Source organism: Streptomyces viridifaciens (assembly GCF_001888885.2).
GTDB lineage: Bacteria > Actinomycetota > Actinomycetes > Streptomycetales > Streptomycetaceae > Kitasatospora > Kitasatospora aureofaciens.
The window spans coordinates 5,462,025-5,479,097 of record NZ_CP090841.1; the positions used below are offsets into that span (position 1 = coordinate 5,462,025).

14 protein-coding genes are annotated in these 17,073 nt (G+C 72.2%); 12 read left to right on the plus strand and 2 right to left on the minus strand.

The window, feature by feature from the left end; translation table 11 throughout:
- Position 1: 1 nt before the first annotated feature.
- The 6 genes from ftsZ (at position 2) to BOQ63_RS31630 (ending at position 5,460) form a co-directional block, all read left to right on the plus strand.
- A complete protein-coding gene (gene ftsZ / locus BOQ63_RS31605) occupies positions 2-1,237 on the plus strand; it encodes a cell division protein FtsZ (RefSeq protein WP_030282894.1) in 1,236 nt (411 codons plus the stop codon).
- Positions 1,234-1,965 (plus strand): peptidoglycan editing factor PgeF, encoded by a 732-nt coding sequence (gene pgeF / locus BOQ63_RS31610; protein WP_030282896.1) that lies wholly within the window; start codon positions 1,234-1,236, stop codon positions 1,963-1,965. Before ftsZ ends, pgeF begins: the two co-directional genes overlap by 4 nt.
- The gene (locus BOQ63_RS31615; RefSeq protein ID WP_078867245.1) at positions 1,965-2,777 is read left to right on the plus strand and encodes a YggS family pyridoxal phosphate-dependent enzyme; all 813 of its coding nucleotides are present in this window, start codon (positions 1,965-1,967) and stop codon (positions 2,775-2,777) included. Before pgeF ends, BOQ63_RS31615 begins: the two co-directional genes overlap by 1 nt.
- Positions 2,778-3,074: 297 nt before the next feature.
- Positions 3,075-3,683, plus strand: a complete 609-nt coding sequence (locus tag BOQ63_RS31620) for a cell division protein SepF (protein ID WP_030282899.1) — start codon at positions 3,075-3,077, stop codon at positions 3,681-3,683.
- A gap of 98 nt (positions 3,684-3,781) precedes the next feature.
- Positions 3,782-4,063 (plus strand): YggT family protein, encoded by a 282-nt coding sequence (locus BOQ63_RS31625; RefSeq protein WP_030282903.1) that lies wholly within the window; start codon positions 3,782-3,784, stop codon positions 4,061-4,063.
- Positions 4,064-4,122: 59 nt separating this feature from the next.
- Positions 4,123-5,460, plus strand: coding sequence for a DivIVA domain-containing protein (locus BOQ63_RS31630; RefSeq protein WP_030282905.1), 1,338 nt, complete (start codon positions 4,123-4,125; stop codon positions 5,458-5,460).
- 284 nt (positions 5,461-5,744) lie between these two features.
- Here BOQ63_RS31630 and ileS read toward each other — a convergent pair whose 3' ends face one another.
- The gene (gene ileS / locus BOQ63_RS31635; protein ID WP_030280369.1) at positions 5,745-8,873 is read right to left on the minus strand and encodes an isoleucine--tRNA ligase; all 3,129 of its coding nucleotides are present in this window, start codon (positions 8,871-8,873) and stop codon (positions 5,745-5,747) included.
- Between the two features lie 551 nt (positions 8,874-9,424).
- Between ileS and BOQ63_RS31640 the strand changes: the two genes are divergently transcribed.
- The 6 genes from BOQ63_RS31640 (at position 9,425) to BOQ63_RS31665 (ending at position 16,293) form a co-directional block, all read left to right on the plus strand.
- A complete protein-coding gene (locus tag BOQ63_RS31640; RefSeq protein ID WP_094742833.1) occupies positions 9,425-9,973 on the plus strand; it encodes a TraR/DksA family transcriptional regulator in 549 nt (182 codons plus the stop codon).
- A 127-nt stretch (positions 9,974-10,100) separates the two neighbouring features.
- Complete coding sequence (lspA, locus tag BOQ63_RS31645; RefSeq protein ID WP_063737910.1) at positions 10,101-10,775, plus strand: signal peptidase II; 675 nt, start codon at positions 10,101-10,103, stop codon at positions 10,773-10,775.
- Positions 10,776-10,840: 65 nt separating this feature from the next.
- A complete protein-coding gene (locus BOQ63_RS31650) occupies positions 10,841-11,779 on the plus strand; it encodes an RluA family pseudouridine synthase (protein WP_030280373.1) in 939 nt (312 codons plus the stop codon).
- Between the two features lies 1 nt (position 11,780).
- Entirely contained in the window at positions 11,781-12,242 is a 462-nt protein-coding gene (locus tag BOQ63_RS31655; RefSeq protein ID WP_030280375.1) for a GNAT family N-acetyltransferase, read from the plus strand.
- Between the two features lie 332 nt (positions 12,243-12,574).
- Complete coding sequence (locus tag BOQ63_RS31660; RefSeq protein ID WP_043387713.1) at positions 12,575-15,394, plus strand: alpha/beta fold hydrolase; 2,820 nt, start codon at positions 12,575-12,577, stop codon at positions 15,392-15,394.
- Between the two features lie 116 nt (positions 15,395-15,510).
- The gene (locus BOQ63_RS31665; protein WP_078657088.1) at positions 15,511-16,293 is read left to right on the plus strand and encodes an ABC transporter permease; all 783 of its coding nucleotides are present in this window, start codon (positions 15,511-15,513) and stop codon (positions 16,291-16,293) included.
- A gap of 21 nt (positions 16,294-16,314) precedes the next feature.
- Here the strand turns inward: BOQ63_RS31665 and BOQ63_RS31670 are convergent, their stop codons facing one another.
- The gene (locus BOQ63_RS31670) at positions 16,315-16,998 is read right to left on the minus strand and encodes a TetR family transcriptional regulator (protein ID WP_072655348.1); all 684 of its coding nucleotides are present in this window, start codon (positions 16,996-16,998) and stop codon (positions 16,315-16,317) included.
- Positions 16,999-17,073 lie beyond the last annotated feature (75 nt).

Here is a 17,073-nt window from a genome sequence, read left to right on the forward strand (position 1 = left end):
CGTGGCAGCACCGCAGAACTACCTCGCAGTCATCAAGGTCGTCGGAATCGGCGGCGGTGGTGTCAACGCCATCAACCGGATGATCGAGGTCGGTCTCAAGGGCGTCGAGTTCATCGCGATCAACACCGATGCGCAGGCCCTCCTCATGAGCGACGCCGACGTCAAGCTCGATGTGGGCCGTGAACTCACCCGGGGCCTCGGCGCCGGCGCCAACCCCGAGGTCGGCCGCAAGGCCGCCGAGGACCACCGCGAGGAGATCGAGGAGGTCCTCAAGGGGGCCGACATGGTCTTCGTGACCGCCGGCGAGGGCGGTGGCACGGGCACGGGCGGCGCGCCCGTCGTCGCCAACATCGCCCGCTCGCTGGGCGCCCTGACCATCGGCGTGGTCACCCGCCCCTTCACCTTCGAGGGCCGTCGCCGGGCCAACCAGGCCGAGGACGGCATCGCCGCCCTGCGCGAAGAGGTCGACACCCTCATCGTGATCCCCAACGACCGGCTGCTGTCCATCTCGGACCGCCAGGTCAGTGTGCTCGACGCGTTCCGCTCGGCGGACCAGGTCCTGCTCTCCGGTGTCCAGGGCATCACCGACCTGATCACCACCCCGGGTCTGATCAACCTCGACTTCGCCGACGTCAAGTCCGTCATGTCGGACGCCGGTTCGGCGCTCATGGGCATCGGCTCGGCCCGCGGCGAGGACCGTGCCAAGGCGGCCGCCGTGATGGCGATCTCCTCGCCGCTGCTGGAGGCCTCGATCGACGGCGCCCGCGGCGTGCTGCTGTCCATCTCGGGCGGCTCCGACCTCGGCCTGTTCGAGATCAACGAGTCGGCCCAGCTGGTCAGCGAGGCCGCCCACCCCGAGGCGAACATCATCTTCGGTGCGGTCATCGACGACGCGCTCGGCGACGAGGTGCGGGTCACCGTCATCGCGGCCGGCTTCGACGGCGGTCAGCCGCCGGCGATCGTCCGCGACCCGGTGGTGAAGTCCACCACCCCCGCCGCCCCGGCCACCCCGCCGGCCGCCCCGGAGCGCCCGGCCGGCCGTCCGTCGTACGGGAGCATCGGCTCGGTGACGTCCCGGTCCGAGGGGGAGGCCCAGGCCGCCCCGACGCGTTCGGCCGAGACCCAGGCCGCCACGACCACCGCCGCTTCGGTGCCGCCGCAGGTGCAGCAGTCGACCCGGCAGCCGTTCGTGGAGAGCCCGGCCGAGGAGCTCGACGTCCCGGATTTCCTTAAGTGATCGATCACGCTGTCCGCGCGGGTGCTCACTTCGCCTTCACCGATCGGTGGGGCGGGGTGAGCACTTCGCCGTACGGGGAGCTCAACCTCGGCGGCGCGGTCGGGGACGACCCGGAGGCCGTCCGGGAGAACCGGGAGATCGCGGCCCGGGAGCTGGGGCTGAACCCGGCCGACGTGGTCTGGATGAACCAGGTGCACGGCGCCGAGGTGGCCGTGGTGACCGAGCGCCAGCCGCTGGGCGAGGCCCCGACGGTGGACGCGGTGGTCACCGACCGGCCGCTCGCGCTCGCGGTGCTGACTGCGGACTGCACCCCGGTGCTGCTGGCCGACCCGGTGGCGGGCGTGGTGGGCGCGGCCCACGCGGGCCGGCCCGGACTGGCGGCCGGAGTGGTGGCCGCGGCCGTCAGTGCGATGGTCGAACTGGGGGCCGAGCCGGCGCGGATCACCGCCGCCACCGGCCCCGCGGTCTGCGGTCGGTGCTACGAGGTGCCGGCCCAGCTGCGCGCCGAGGTCGCCGGGGTCGTCCCGGCGGCCTTCGCCGAGACCTCCTGGGGGACCCCGGCGCTGGACGTGCCGGAGGGAGTCGCGGCCCAGCTGGCCGCGGCAGGGGTCACCGAGCTGGTGCGTTCCCCGGTCTGCACCCTCGAATCCGCCGATCACTTCTCCTATCGCCGCGAGCAGCGCACGGGCCGGCTCGCGAGCTACGTCTGGTTGGGCTCTGATCACTGATGACGAACGACATCTACGGACCGTTCCCGGGGAGCGCCGCGTTCTCGCAGGCTCTGACGGAGGGCCAGCTGGCCCGGTACGAGGAACTCGGCACCAACCTCGAAGTGGTCGAGCGGCGGATCGCGGACGCCTGTGCGGCCGCCGGACGTCCGCGCGAGGACGTCACCCTGATCGTCGTCACCAAGACCTACCCGGCCGAGGACACCGCACTGCTGGCCGGACTGGGTGTGACGGACGTCGCGGAGAACCGGGACCAGGACGCCGCGCCCAAGGCCGAGCAGTGCAGAAACCTTCCTCTTGACTGGCACTTCGTCGGACAGCTGCAGACCAACAAGGTCCGCTCGGTCGTCCGGTACGCGAACCACGTGCACTCGGTCGACCGGCTGCGGCTGGTCGAGTCGCTCTCGGCGGCCGTGCTCAAGTCCGGGCGGCCGGAGCTCGGTTGCCTGGTGCAGGTGGCCCTCGACAAGGAAGCGTCGATCAGCGGCGCCGCCGCGGGCGGCGAGAGCGCGCACCGGGCCGGGGTCGCCCCCCAGGACGTCGCGGAACTCGCCGACGCGATCGCCGACACGCCCGGGCTTCGCCTGGACGGTGTGATGACCGTCGCTCCACTGGCCGGTCCGCTGGCCGGGAACCCGGCCCGCGCCTTCGAGCGGCTGGCGGAAATCGCAACCGCCGTACGGGCGGCCCATCCGGCTGCCACCATGGTCTCCGCAGGCATGAGCGGTGACCTTGAGCAGGCGATTGCCGCCGGAGCGACACATGTGCGCGTCGGAACGGCGGTACTCGGAGTGAGGTCACCCCTCGGGTAACGTCACCGGGTAGTAGATCAGACTGCAGGACAAAATAGGACAGAAACTAGCAGCTTTCAGAAGCGCTAGCCAACCGTGGATCGCAGCTCCGCGGCCTCCAGCCCACGGACTCTGACGGCGCGTCGCCTTGACGGGCCGTCGCGGGCCGGCCGGGGAATCCGCAGGCAGGGCCGTGGCCCCGGCCGCGGGGACGGTTCGCACGGAGCGAGCGGAGCGCGCGACCGATGGAAGGTGCGCGGCTTCGCGAAGCAGCCACCGAGCGCCAGCGAGGTGGCCATGAGCGGAGGAGACAGGAGCATGGCCGGCGCAATGCGCAAGATGGCGGTCTACCTCGGCCTCGTGGAGGACGAGACGTACGACGGCCAGGGGTACGACCCCGACGACGACTACGACGCGGACCCCGAGCCGATCCGTACCGGGCAGCGGACCGAGGACATCCCCCGGCCGGCAGCCGCTCCCGCCCCCGCTCCGGTCTCCTCGATCACCCCGCAGCCGGTCCCGGCCGCGGTGCCGATCCGGCAGGAGACCCCGAGGATGGCCCCCGTGTCGTCCATCACACCCGAACGCCGCCACAACCTGGAGAAGAGCGCACCGGTGATCATGCCCAAGGTAGTGAACGAACGAGAGCCCTACCGCATCACCACGTTGCACCCCCGGACCTACAACGAGGCCCGTACCATCGGGGAACAGTTCCGCGGCGGTACCCCCGTGATCATGAATCTGACCGAGATGGACGACACGGACGCGAAGCGACTCGTAGACTTCGCCGCTGGACTCGTCTTCGGTCTGCACGGCAGTATCGAGCGCGTGACACAGAAGGTGTTCCTGCTGTCGCCTGCTAACGTCGATGTCACGGCGGAGGACAAGGCTCGGATCGCCGAGGGTGGGTTCTTCAACCAGAGCTGACCCGGCCACGACTTTACGTGTGGATCTGATCAACAGTGGTTGGCGACAGGTGACGAGCGGCAGGCCCTAGGGCCCGGGACCGGGGAGAGGGAAACGCGATGGACATCGTGTGGGCGGTGCTCTACTACGCCCTGACCGTCTTCCTGGTGTTCCTGCTCGTTCGACTGGTCATGGACTGGGTCTTCCAGTTCGCGCGTTCGTGGCGGCCCGGCAAGGCCATGGTCCTGGTCCTGGAGGCCACGTACACTGTCACGGATCCGCCGCTCAAGCTTCTTCGGCGGTTCATTCCGCCGTTGCGTTTCGGGGGCGTGGCGCTCGACCTGTCCTTCTTCGTACTGATGATCATTGTGTATGTCCTGATCTCGCTTGTGCACCCCTAGTCGTAGGTGAGCGATGCGACAGGATGCCGGTGTGCCGACGATCACGTTGAGGTGAAGAGATGCCATTGACCCCCGAGGACGTTCGGAACAAGCAGTTCACGACCGTCCGCCTGCGTGAAGGCTATGACGAGGACGAGGTCGATGCCTTCCTCGACGAGGTCGAGGCGGAGCTGACCCGCCTCCTCCGGGAGAACGAGGACCTGCGCGCCAAGCTGGCCGCCGCGACTCGCGCCGCCGCGCAGAACCAGGCCAACATGCGGAAGGAGCCGCCGCAGGACGCCCAGCGTCCGGCCGCTCCCGTCCCGGCCGCCATATCCGGCCCGCCGGTCCCCGGCCAGCAGGGTCCGGGTGGCCAGCAGCAGATGGGCCCCGGCGGCCCGCAGCAGATGGGCCCCGGTGGTCCCCAGCAGCAGCAGATGGGCAACCAGCCGCTCGGCCTGCCCTCCGGTGCGCCGCAGCTCCCGGCCGGCCAGGGCGGTCCGATGGGCCCCGGTGGCCCGCAGCAGATGAACCAGACCATGGGCGGCCAGCAGCAGCTGGTCCAGCCGATGGGTGGTCAGATGCTCCAGCCCATGGGCGGTCCCGGTGGCCCGCAGCAGATGGGCAACCCGATGGGCCAGGGCATGGGCCAGCAGCAGCAGATGCAGCCGATGGGCGGCCCCATGGGTGGCCCGCCGCAGCAGATGGGCGGCCCGCTCGGCGGCCCGATGCAGCAGCAGGGTCCCGGTGGCGACAGCGCTGCCCGCGTCCTGGCGCTCGCCCAGCAGACCGCCGACCAGGCGATCTCCGAGGCCCGCTCCGAGGCCAACAAGATCGTCGGCGAGGCGCGCAGCCGGGCCGAGGGTCTGGAGCGCGACGCCCGGGCCAAGGCCGACGCCCTGGAGCGGGACGCGCAGGAGAAGCACCGCGTCGCGATGGGGTCGCTGGAGTCCGCGCGGGCCACGCTGGAGCGCAAGGTCGAGGACCTGCGGGCGTTCGAGCGTGAGTACCGGACGCGTCTGAAGTCGTACCTGGAGACCCAGCTGCGTCAGCTGGAGTCGCAGGCCGACGACTCGCTCGCGCCGCCGCGGATCCCCGCCACCGCGTCGCTGCCGCCGGCGGCGTCGTCGATGGCGCCGGCCGGTGGGGGCTCGATGGGCTCCGCGCCTTCCTTCGGTGGGAACCAGCCTTCGTTCGGTGGCAACTCGCCGTCGTTCGGTGGGCAGAGCTCCTTCGGAGGGAACGCGCCGGCGCCGAGCTTCGGCGGGCAGGGCGGTGGCAACAGTGGTGCGCCGCAGATGCAGCCGGCCGGGATGACCCAGCCGATGGCGGCCGTCCGGCCGCAGCCGCCGCAGCCGATGCAGCAGGCTCCGGCGCCGATGCGGGGCTTCCTGATTGACGAGGACGGCGACAACTGAGGTTGTAGCCGGGTTTGTTGAGGGCGTCCCCTGTCCGACCTCCGGGTCGGGGAGGGGGCGCCCTTTTTTGTGTTCCGTGGGGGGCTGGTGGTGGGGGCTCTCGGGAGGGTGGGTGGCGCCGGGGCGGCTCCCTCTCGCCTGGTCGGGCGAGGAGTGCGGCTTCCCGTGGGCGCGCGGGGCGCTGCCTGCGCGCCCACGAGGGGGGGTGGGCGCCGGTGAGGGGGTTGGGGAAAAAAGGAAACCGCCGCCCGGCTCGGGGGAGCTGGGCGGCGGCTTTCGGGGGGTCAGGCCTTGCGGAGTTGGAAGGCGAGGCCGAGGGATTCGTCGGTGAAGGTGTCGGAGGTCCAGTCGGCTTCGCCGGCGGCGAAGTCGGTGGCGAGGACCTCTTCGGCGACGAGGGGGCCGTGTTCGGCGATCGCTTCGGCGGTTTCCTCCGTGGTGGCGCGCCAGCGGAGGATGATGCGGTCGGCTACGTCGAGGCCGGAGTTCTTGCGGGCTTCCTGGATCTGGCGGATCGCGTCGCGGGCGATGCCGAGGCGCTTGAGTTCCGGGGTGATGGTCAGGTCGAGGGCGACGGTGGCACCGGACTCGTTGGCGACGGCCCAGCCCTCGCGCGGGGTTTCGGTGATGATCACCTCGTCGGGGGAGAGGGTGATCGTCTCGCCGTTCAGGTCGATGCTGGTCCGGCCGTCGGCGCGCAGTTCGGTGGCCAGGCGGGCGGCGTCGGTGGCGGCGACGGCCTTGGCGACGTCCTGGACGCCCTTGCCGAAGCGCTTGCCCAGGGCGCGGAAGTTGGCCTTGGCGGTGGTGTCGACGAGCGAGCCCCCGACCTCGGCGAGGGACTCCAGGGTGGAGACGTTGAGCTCCTCGGCGATCTGGGCGCGCAGGTCGGCGGGCAGCTCCTCCCAGCCCTGGGCGGCGACCAGGGCGCGGGAGAGCGGCTGGCGGGTCTTCACGCCGGACTCGGCGCGGGTGGCACGGCCCAGTTCGACCAGGCGGCGGACCAGGGCCATGTGCCGGGAGAGCTCGGTGTCGATCAGGGTCTCGTCGGCCTCGGGCCAGGTGGCCAGGTGCACCGAGGTCGGGGCGTCCGGGGTGACCGGGACGACCAGGTCCTGCCAGACCCGCTCGGTGATGAAGGGGGTGAGCGGGGCCATCAGGCGGGTGACGGTCTCCAGCGCCTCGTGCAGGGTGGCGAGCGCGGCGGCGTCGCCCTGCCAGAAGCGGCGGCGACCGCGGCGGACGTACCAGTTGGAGAGGTCGTCGACGAAGCCGGAGAGCAGCTTGCCGGCGCGCTGGGTGTCGTACGCCTCGAAGGCCGCGTCGACCTCACGGACCAGGGTGTTCAGTTCGGAGAGCACCCAGCGGTCCAGCTGCGGGCGGTCGGCCGGGGCCGGGTCGCTCGCGGAGGGGGCCCACTCGGAGGTGCGGGCGTACAGGGCCTGGAAGGCGACGGTGTTCCAGTAGGTGAGGAGGGTCTTGCGGACCACCTCCTGGATGGTGCCGTGGCCGACCCGGCGGGCCGACCAGGGCGAGCCGCCGGCCGCCATGAACCAGCGGACGGCGTCGGCGCCGTGCTGGTCCATCAGCGGGATCGGCTGGAGGATGTTGCCCAGGTGCTTGGACATCTTGCGGCCGTCCTCGGCCAGGATGTGGCCCAGGCAGACGACGTTCTCGTAGCTGTTCCTGTCGAACACCAGGGTGCCGACGGCCATCAGGGTGTAGAACCAGCCGCGGGTCTGGTCGATCGCCTCGGAGATGAACTGCGCCGGGTAGCGCTTCTCGAACAGCTCCTTGTTCTGGTACGGGTAGCCGTACTGGGCGAAGGGCATCGAGCCCGAGTCGTACCAGGCGTCGATGACCTCGGGCACGCGGGTGGCGGTGCCGCCGCAGTCGCGGCAGGCGAAGGTCACGTCGTCGATGTACGGGCGGTGCGGGTCGAGGGCGCTCTGGTCGGTGCCGGTGAGCTCGGACAGCTCGGCCAGCGAGCCGACGCAGGTGAGGTGGCCCTCCTCGCAGCGCCAGATCGGCAGCGGGGTGCCCCAGTAGCGGTTGCGGCTGAGCGCCCAGTCGATGTTGTTGTTGAGCCAGTCGCCGAAGCGGCCGTGCTTGACCGTGTCCGGGAACCAGTTGGTGGCCTCGTTCTCGCGGATCATCGCGTCCTTGACGGCGGTGGTCCGGATGTACCAGGACGGCTGCGCGTAGTAGAGCAGCGCGGTGTGGCAGCGCCAGCAGTGCGGGTAGCTGTGCTCGTACGGCAGGTGGCGGAAGAGCAGGCCGCGCTCCTTGAGGTCCGCGACCAGGGCCTCGTCGGCCTTCTTGAAGAACTGGCCGCCGACCAGCGGGACCTCGGGGGCGAAGGTGCCGTCGCCGAGCACCGGGTTGACCACCGGCAGGCCGTACTTGCGGCAGGTCGCGAGGTCGTCCGCGCCGAAGGCGGGGGACTGGTGGACGATGCCGGTGCCGTCCTCGGTGGTGACGTAGTCGGCGTTGAGGACGTAGTGGGCGTTCTCGATCTCGACCAGGTCGAAGGGGCGGCGGTAGGCCCAGCGCTCCATCTCGGCGCCGGTGAAGGACTCGCCGGTGGTCTCCCAGCCCTCGCCGAGCGCCTTGGCGACCAGCGGCTCGGCGACGACCAGCTGCTCGTTGCCGTCGGTGGCCACCACGTAGGTGACCTCCGGGTGGACGGCGGCGGCGGTGTTGGAGACCAGGGTCCACGGGGTGGTGGTCCAGACCAGCAGGGCGGCCCGGTCGGCCAGCGGGCCGCTGGTGAGCGGGAAGCGGACGTAGACCGAGGGGTCGACGACGGTCTCGTAGCCCTGGGCCAGCTCGTGGTCGGACAGGCCGGTGCCGCAGCGCGGGCACCAGGGGGCGACCCGGTGGTCCTGGACCAGCAGGCCCTTGTCGAAGATCTGCTTGAGCGACCACCAGACGGACTGGACGTACGACGGGTCCATCGTCCGGTAGGCCTCGTCGAGGTCGACCCAGTACCCCATGCGGGTGGTCAGCTCGGTGAAGGCGTCGGTGTGGCGGGTCACCGACTCGCGGCACTTGGCGTTGAACTCGGCGATGCCGTACGCCTCGATGTCCTGCTTGCCGGAGAAGCCCAGCTCCTTCTCGACGGCGAGCTCGACCGGGAGGCCGTGGCAGTCCCAGCCGGCCTTGCGGGCGACGTGGTAGCCCTTCATCGTCCGGTAGCGCGGGAAGACGTCCTTGAAGACGCGGGCCTCGATGTGGTGGGCGCCGGGCATGCCGTTGGCGGTCGGCGGGCCCTCGTAGAAGACCCACTCGGGGCGGCCCTCGGACTGCTCCAGGCTGCGCTGGAAGACCTTGTTGTCCTGCCAGAAGGAGAGGATCTGGTGTTCGAGTGCGGGGAGGTCCACCTGTGCGGGGACGGGGTTGTAGGTGGTCATCGCGGGCGTCTACCTCCGGCGGATGCTGGGACTGGATCCTCCGGAGGGACGAGACGGACCAGCCGCCCCGCGGTACCACCCTCCTTGGCCGCGGTGCTGCGTTCGCGGCCCTCTTGTTTGGGCTTGCTGCCGGGTCTAGTGGGCCACCGCGGTGGCTGTTCTTCCGGCGGCTCCGGGGTGATCTTCCCGCCGTGCACACCCCCGGGCTCGCACCGTCCCCGGGTCGCTGGTGGCTGCGTACGTCGGTACTCGTCCCATCTGCGCCTTGCAGGGCCAGTGTATCGGCCGGGCCAGACGGTTTGTCCAAGGGGATTCGGGGGAGCGGGTCCGGGGTGCGGTCCGGGCCGGTCGGCGGGGGCGATTAGGCGGGGGCGAGGTGGGCACAAGTCTGTCAGCGCGCGGGGCGTGGCGGTTGGGGCGGCTGCCTGGGTGGGATCATCGTGAGGCATCGGTATGTCATGTTGTGACCGGTTTTGATCGGGATTATCGTTCCGGCACTGGAGGCCGCCGGGAACCGGCGGCTCGATTCGTTCGTAGATGGGGTCGAAGCCATGGCTGAGAAGGCAACCGGCGCGGGTACCGCCACCAAGCGGGCACGCAAGGCCGTGGCGGCCGATCCAGGGGAGGGGACCGTGACCACTACCGCACCTCAGAAGAGCAGCGCCGACACCGTCACCGTGACGCGCGGAGCCGAGTCGGTCGACCCGGCGACACTGCCCGTCCGGCCGGGTGAGGAGGCCTGGACCTCGGACGAGGTCCACGAGTTGCACGACGAGCTGATCAACGACCTGGAGCGGCTGCGCGGCGAGATCGACGCCGCCGACGCCGCGATCGCCGGCCTGATGCGCGACTCCAACGACGGAGCCGGTGACGACCAGGTGGACGCCGGTACGAAGAACATCTCGCGGGAGAGTGAGCTGGCGCTCGCCAACAACGCGCGGGACAGCCTCGCCCAGACGGAACGCGCCCTGGCGCGGCTGGAGGGTGTCGGCTTCGGCACCTGCGAGTCCTGCGGACAGGCCATCGGCAAGGCCCGGATGCAGGCCTTCCCGCGGGCCACGCTCTGCGTGCAGTGCAAGGCCAAGCAGGAACGCCGCTGAACCGGGGCACCGAGCGGCCGACCGGCCGCGCCATCGGGGCGACGCGGGGGGTCGGGCTTGCCGTACGCTCGACCCCGTAACGTCGCCTGACTCGTCGGTACGGACGCGTTCAGGCCCTCACCGGCTCATATCGGCAGCGGAGCGGATCATCAGTACGCAAGGTTCCCCCCAGACCAGGGACGACGCCGTCCCGAACCCCGCCGATGGCGTGGAGGTGGCCGTGGCCGATTCCGTGGAGCCGACCGGGCCCGCGGAGGCGGACTCCGCGTCCGGCGCCGCCGCGGCGGACAAGCCCGCGGGCCGGCGCCGGGTCGGGGTGCTGCTGGTCGTCGCGGTGCTCGCCTTCCTGATCGACCTCGGCAGCAAGCTGCTGGTCGTCGCCAGGCTGGAGAACCATGCGGCGATCAAGGTGATCGGCGACGTCGTCACCCTCCAGGTGATCCGCAACTCCGGCGCCGCCTTCGGAATGGGGCAGGCCCTGACCGTCGTCTTCACGATGATCGCCTCGGCCGTCATCGTGGTGATCTGGCGGATCGCCCGCCGGCTGTACAGCCTCCCGTGGGCGATCGCGCTCGGGCTGCTGCTCGGCGGCGCCCTCGGCAACCTCACCGACCGGCTGTTCCGTGCGCCGGGCGTCTTCCGCGGGCACGTCGTGGACTTCATCTCGGTCCAGCACTTCGCGGTGTTCAACCTCGCGGACTCGGCGATCGTCTGCGGCGGCATCCTCGTCGTGCTGCTCTCCTTCCGGGGCAGCAACCCGGACGGGAGCGTGCACCAGCCGGCGGAGAAGGGCGAGAAGTAGGGCCCGACCCCGGGCCGGGCGGCCGGCGGGCGGGGCGCGGTCGGGTTTCCGGCATACTCGTACGGGTGAGTACCGCAGCGCAGATCCGCAGCCTCCCCGTTCCCGACGGTCTGGAGGGCGAGCGTCTCGACGCCGCCCTCGCCCGGATGTTCGGCTTCTCCCGGACCAAGGCCGCCGAGCTGGCCGCCGAGGGCAAGGTGACGCTCGACGGCGCCGTGGCCGGCAAGTCGGACCGGGTGACCGCCGGGTCCTGGCTGGAGGTCGAGATCCCCGCCCCAGCCGCCCCGGTGCGGATCGTGGCCGAGCCGGTCGACGGCATGCGGATCGTCCACGACGACGAGGACATCGTGCTGATCGACAAGCCGGTCGGCGTCGCGGCGCACCCGAGCCCCGGCTGGACCGGCCCGACCGTCATCGGCGGGCTCGCCGCGGCCGGCTACCGGATCTCGACCTCCGGTGCCGCCGAGCGGCAGGGCATCGTGCACCGGCTGGACGTCGGCACCTCGGGGCTGATGGTCGTCGCCAAGTCCGAGCGGGCCTACACCGACCTCAAGCGGCAGTTCCACGACCGGGTCACGGACAAGCGCTACCACACGCTGGTCCAGGGGCACCCGGACCCGCTGAGCGGCACGGTCGACGCGCCGATCGGCCGGCACCCCAGCTCGGACTGGAAGTGGGCGGTGACCCGCGAGGGCAAGCCGTCCGTCACCCACTACGACCTGATCGAGGCGTACCGGGCGGCCTCGCTCATGGCCATCAAGCTGGAGACCGGCCGCACCCACCAGATCCGCGTCCACATGTCCGCGCTGCGGCACCCCTGCGTGGGCGACCTGACGTACGGCGCCGACCCGACGCTGGCGAAGCGGCTCGGGCTGACCCGGCAGTGGCTGCACGCCGTGTCGCTCGGCTTCGAGCACCCGGCGGACGGGCAGTGGGTCGAGTTCAGCAGCGAGTACCCGGCCGACCTGCAGAAGGCGCTGGACGTCATCGCGTCGGAGAGCTGAGATGACGGTCTCCGTGCGGGTCGCCGAGGGGGAGGCCGACCTGGAGCAGGTGCGGGCGGTGCGGCGTGAGGTGTTCGTCGTCGAGCAGAACGTGCCGGAGGAACTGGAGTACGACGAGTACGACGCCACCTCGGTGCACGTGCTGGCGGTGGGCGCGGACGGCGCCGCGCTGGGGACCGGGCGGCTGATCTTCGGCGAGGAGGCCCTGAAGCTGACCGGAGGCGTCGAGGGGCGGGTGCTGCTCGGGCGGCTCGCGGTCCTGGCGGCGGCCCGGGGGACGGGGCTCGGGGTCGAACTGGTCCGGGCGATCGAGGCGGCCGGGCGGGAGCGCGGCGGAGTCGAGGTCGAGCTGCACGCGCAGGTGCGGGCGCTCGGGTTCTACGAGCGGCTGGGGTACGTGGCGGAGGGGCCGGTGTACGACGACGCCGGGATTCCGCACCGGACGATGACGAGGGTTTTGTAGCGGGTGGGCTCCGGCGCTCCGGCGCCTGCGGCCTCCCCCCGCTTCACACAGCGCCCCGCGCCCCTTCCGGGGCGCGGGGCGCTCGCGTCGTCGGACAGGTGGAAGATCCGCCGGAGGGCCTGGTCGACGATCCGGCCGACCGCCCGGGTGGCGGCGACGGTGACGAGCAGGATGAGCGGCGGCCGGAGCACAGGGGCCTTCTCGGGGTGTCGTCCGGGCCGGGGGAGAGCCGGGTGAGCCGTGCGATACCGGGATTGAACGGGGCGAACCGGGCGGAAAGGGCCGATGGCTTTATCGGACGCCTACCCGGACGACGGATACGATCAGCCCCCATGGAGTTCGGTGGGGCATGGCGCCGGTGGCGCGGCCGGGGTACGTCGGTGCGGCGCAGGGTGCTGGCCGGGGCGGTGGCCCTGGTGGCGGTCGCCGGGGTCGGCACGGCGACGGTGGCGTCCGGCAGTGAACAGGCGGTCCATCAGGAGGACCGGTTCCTCGGCATGCCGGAGACGCCCGGCAGCACCCAGCAGGTCCAGCTGGACACCTCCTTCTTCACCACCGGCACCAGCCCGCGACCGGCCGTCCTGCTCGCGCACGGCTTCGGCGGCTCCAAGGAGGGCGAGCGGGACCGCGCCGAGCAGCTGGCCCGGCAGGGCTACGCGGTGCTGACCTGGTCGGCGCGCGGCTTCGGACACTCCGGCGGGAAGATCGGCCTGAACGCGCCCGACCGCGAGGTCGAGGACGTCAGGCACCTGGTGGACTGGCTGGCCCAGCGCCCCGAGGTGGAGCTCGACGGGCCCGGCGACCCGCGGGTCGGCATCACCGGGGCGTCGTACGGCGGGGCGATCTCGCTGCTGGCCTCGGCGTACGACCGCCGGATCGACGCGGTGGCCACCCAGATCACCTGGTGGAACCTGGCCGACGCGCTGTTCCCGCAGGGGGTGGACGGCTCGGGCGCGGCGGACGGCGTGTTCAAGAAGCTGTGGGCCGGGATCTTCTTCACCACCGGCTCGGCTGCCCCCGGTTCGGCGGGCGGTCTCGGGCCCTCGGGCGGTGCGCCGCGCAGCGGGGCGAACCCGGACGCCGGAAAGCCGGATCCGGCGGTGGCGGACGGGCAGGTCGGGTGCGGGCGGTTCCTGGAGTCGCTGTGCCAGATGTACGACCGGGTCGCGACCGCCGGCCACGCCGACCCGGAGGCCGTGGCACTGCTGGACAGGTCCAGCCCGTCCTCGGTGGCGGCGCAGCTCAAGGCGCCCACCCTGGTGGTGCAGGGGCAGCAGGACTCGCTGTTCCCGCTGGACCAGGGCGACCGGATCGCCCGGGCGGTGGCGGCCAACGGCGCGCCCGTCTCGGTGGACTGGTTCGCGGGCGGGCACGACGGCGGCACGGACACCAGCGCCCGGGTGGACGACCGGGTGACCGCCTGGTTCGACCACTACCTGAAGGGGCTCGGCAACGACACCGGCCCGGGCTTCCGGGTCACCCGGACCGGCGGCGTCGACTCGACCGGCTTCCAGGCCGTGCTGCGTGGCGCCGACGCCGACCGCTACCCGGGGCTCGGCGGCACCGGAACGCGGTCCGTCGAGCTGGCGGGTGGGGAGAGGACCGTCGCCAACCCGCCCGGCGGGGCGCCGCCCGGGATCTCGACGCTGCCGGGGATCGGCGCGCTGAGCCAGGCGGCCGCGCTCGGGGCCGGGCTGTCGCTGGACTTCCCCGGGCAGAACGCCGCCTTCGACTCGGCGCCGCTGGACACCTCGCTGCACCTGACCGGACAGCCGACCGTGCCGGTGCGGGTGAAGGCGGACCGGCCGGACGCGGTGCTGTTCGCGAAGGTGTACGACGTCGGCCCGGACGGCAAGGCGGTGCTGCCGGAGCAGCTCGCGGCTCCGCTGCGGGTGACGGGCGCGGACGAGGGGAAGACGGTGACGGTCCGGCTGCCCGCCGTGGACCACGACTTCCCGGCCGGGCACCGGCTGCGGCTGGTGCTGGCCTCCACCGACCTCGCGTACGCCTCGCCGAACGAGCCGGCCACCTACCGGGTGGCCGTGGCCGGGGCGCTCGCCGCGCCGACGGTGCGGGAGCTGGTCACGGAGGCGGCTCCGCTGCCCGCGCGGACCTGGATGCTGCCGGTGGCGGCCGTGGTGGTGGCCGCGGGGCTGGTGCTGGTGCCGTGGGCGCGGCGGCGGCGTTCGGTGGCCGGTACGTCCTCGGGCCCCGAGTTCGATCCGGAACTGGCCGGGGTGCCGCTGCGGATCAGCGGGCTGAGCAAGCGCTACAAGGGTTCCCAGGACCGTTACGCCGTAAGGGACTTGGGCTTCCGGGTGGAGCAGGGCCAGGTGCTCGGCCTGCTCGGGCCGAACGGCGCGGGCAAGACCACCACGCTGCGGATGCTGATGGGCCTGATCCGGCCGGACGCCGGGGAGATCCGGGTCTTCGGGCACCTGATCCGCCCCGGGGCGCCGGTGCTCTCGCGGGTCGGCGCCTTCGTGGAGGGCGCGGGCTTCCTGCCGCACCTCACCGGGCGGGCCAACCTGCGGCTGTACTGGCAGGCCACCGGGCGCCCGGAGGCCGACGCGCGCTTCGACGAGGCGCTGGCCATCGCCGGGCTCGGCGAGGCGCTGGACCGCGCGGTGCGCACGTACTCCCAGGGCATGCGGCAGCGGCTCGCCATCGCGCAGGCGATGCTCGGGATGCCGGACCTGCTGATCCTGGACGAGCCGACCAACGGACTGGACCCGCCGCAGATCCGCGAGATGCGCGAGGTGATGATCCGGTACGCGGCGGGCGGGCGGACCGTCATCGTCTCCAGCCACCTGCTGGCCGAGGTCGAGCAGAGCTGCACCGACCTGGTGGTGATGGACCGCGGGCAGCTGGTGACGGCCGGGCCGGTCGGTGAGATCGTCGGCGCCGGTGAGCTGCTGATGATCGGGGTGGCCGCGTCCTACGCCCCGGAGTCGGTGGTCGAGAAGGTCGGCGCGCTGGCCGGGGTCGGCTCGGCGGAGGCCGTCGGGGGCGGGCTGCTGGTCCGGCTGGACGGGCTCGCGGCGAGCGAGCTGCTGGCGGAGCTGGTGCGGCTGGGGGTGCCGGTGGAGAGCGCCGGGCCGCAGCGGCGGTTGGAGGACGCGTTCCTGTCATTGATCGGAGGTGCGGCGTGAGCGCTGGTGTTACTACGGATGGGGTCTCCTCGGACCACGCTGGGTCGGACCACGCCGGGGCGGACCATGCCGAGGGGTACCGTCCGGGCCGGACGCTGCCGCTGCGGGTGGAGGCGATGCGTCAGCTGCGCCGTCGCCGCACGCTGGTGATCGGCGGGGTACTGGCCGCGATGCCGTTCGTCATCCTGGCGGCGTTCCAGATCGGCGGCACCCCGGGGCGTCCGGACCGGACCACCTTCATCGACCTGGCCACCGCCTCCGGGGCCAACTTCGCGGTCACCATGCTGTTCGTGGGCACCGGTTTCATGCTGGTGATCCCGGTCGCGCTGTTCTGCGGGGACACGGTGGCCTCGGAGGCCAGCTGGTCCTCGCTGCGCTACCTGCTGGCCGCGCCGGTGCCGCGGGCGCGGCTGCTGGCCCGCAAGTTCGCGGTCGGGCTGGCGTTCTCGGCGGTGGCGATCGTCATGCTGCCCGCGATCGGGCTGGTGGTGGGGACGGTGGCGTACGGCTGGGGTGACCTGAAGCTGCCCGCCGGGGCCAGCCTGCCGGCCGGGGAGGCGCTGCCCCGGATCGCGATCGCGGTGGCGTTCGTGTTCCTGAGCGAGCTGGTGATCGCCGCGCTGGCGTTCTGGCTCTCGACGGCGACGGACGCGCCGCTCGGGGCGGTCGGCGGGGCGGTGTTCCTGTCGATCATCACCGGGGTGCTGGACGCGGTCACCGCACTGGGCGACCTGCGGGAGTGGCTTCCGGCGCACTGGCAGTACGCCTGGGCGGACGCCCTGCAGCCGCAGCTGGAGTGGGGCGGCATGCTGCAGGGGGTCTCGTTGTCGCTGTCGTACGCGGTGGTGCTGCTGGCGCTGGCGTTCCGCGGGTTCGCTCGCAAGGACGTGGTGTCTTAGCGGGGCGCTCCGGTGGGCCCGTCAGGGGAGGGCGGGGGTCGGGGCCGGGTCGGCGGACAGGGCGGTGAAGAGCAGCCGCCACAGGGGCTCACCGCTGCGGGGGGCGGGGCTGGTGTCGGCGGGGCTGTTGGCGGCGACGGTGTTCGCGGTGCCGCCGCAGTCGGCGGTGCTGTTGTCCGGGGTGGTGTTGTCCGCGGTGCGCTCGGCCGTGGTCAGCAGCCCCCGGATCACGGTCAGCAGCAGTTCGGCGACCAGGGGCGGGCAGTGGTCGGGGAAGCCGCTGTCGCGCTGGGCGCGGCGGACCAGGTCGGTCAGGGCGTCGTGCATCTCGGCGAGGACGTCGCAGCGGGCGGGGGCGAGGTCGGGGTGGTCGACCGCGAGCCGGAGCGCGGCCCGTAGCCGCACGTCCGAGCGCAGCCGGTCCGTGAAGCCCACCACGACGCCTTGGAGCACCTCGGCGGCGTCGGCGCCCGGGATGTCGTACGCGGCGTGCAGGCTCGTCCAGGTGTGGCGGGACTCGTCGATCAGGGCCCGGGCCAGCGAGCGCTTCGAGGGGAAGTGGCCGTAGAGCGCGCCCTTGGTCATGCCGATGCGTTCGGCCACGGTGTTCAGCGTGGTGCTGGCGTAGCCCTGAACGGCGAACACCTCGGCCGCGGCCGTCAGGACCTTCTCCCGTGTGCGTCGTGCCCGCTCCTGCTTGGCCATGGCCCTGCCCTCCGTCGTTGCCTGGAACCCATACATACCATCGGGATGGAATGTTGCTGCAAGGCCTTCCTTTGC

What these genes read in the sequence shown, in the direction of transcription:
- BOQ63_RS31670 (WP_072655348.1), bottom strand. Translation starts at nt 16,998, where the DNA reads ATGGCCAAGCAGGAGCGGGCACGACGCACACGGGAGAAGGTCCTGACG.
- BOQ63_RS31660 (WP_043387713.1), top strand. Translation starts at nt 12,575, where the DNA reads ATGGAGTTCGGTGGGGCATGGCGCCGGTGGCGCGGCCGGGGTACGTCG.
- BOQ63_RS31655 (WP_030280375.1), top strand. Translation starts at nt 11,781, where the DNA reads ATGACGGTCTCCGTGCGGGTCGCCGAGGGGGAGGCCGACCTGGAGCAG.
- BOQ63_RS31640 (WP_094742833.1), top strand. Translation starts at nt 9,425, where the DNA reads ATGGCTGAGAAGGCAACCGGCGCGGGTACCGCCACCAAGCGGGCACGC.
- ileS (WP_030280369.1), bottom strand. Translation starts at nt 8,873, where the DNA reads ATGACCACCTACAACCCCGTCCCCGCACAGGTGGACCTCCCCGCACTC.
- BOQ63_RS31665 (WP_078657088.1), top strand. Translation starts at nt 15,511, where the DNA reads ATGCGTCAGCTGCGCCGTCGCCGCACGCTGGTGATCGGCGGGGTACTG.
- BOQ63_RS31620 (WP_030282899.1), top strand. Translation starts at nt 3,075, where the DNA reads ATGGCCGGCGCAATGCGCAAGATGGCGGTCTACCTCGGCCTCGTGGAG.
- BOQ63_RS31615 (WP_078867245.1), top strand. Translation starts at nt 1,965, where the DNA reads ATGACGAACGACATCTACGGACCGTTCCCGGGGAGCGCCGCGTTCTCG.
- BOQ63_RS31625 (WP_030282903.1), top strand. Translation starts at nt 3,782, where the DNA reads ATGGACATCGTGTGGGCGGTGCTCTACTACGCCCTGACCGTCTTCCTG.
- BOQ63_RS31630 (WP_030282905.1), top strand. Translation starts at nt 4,123, where the DNA reads ATGCCATTGACCCCCGAGGACGTTCGGAACAAGCAGTTCACGACCGTC.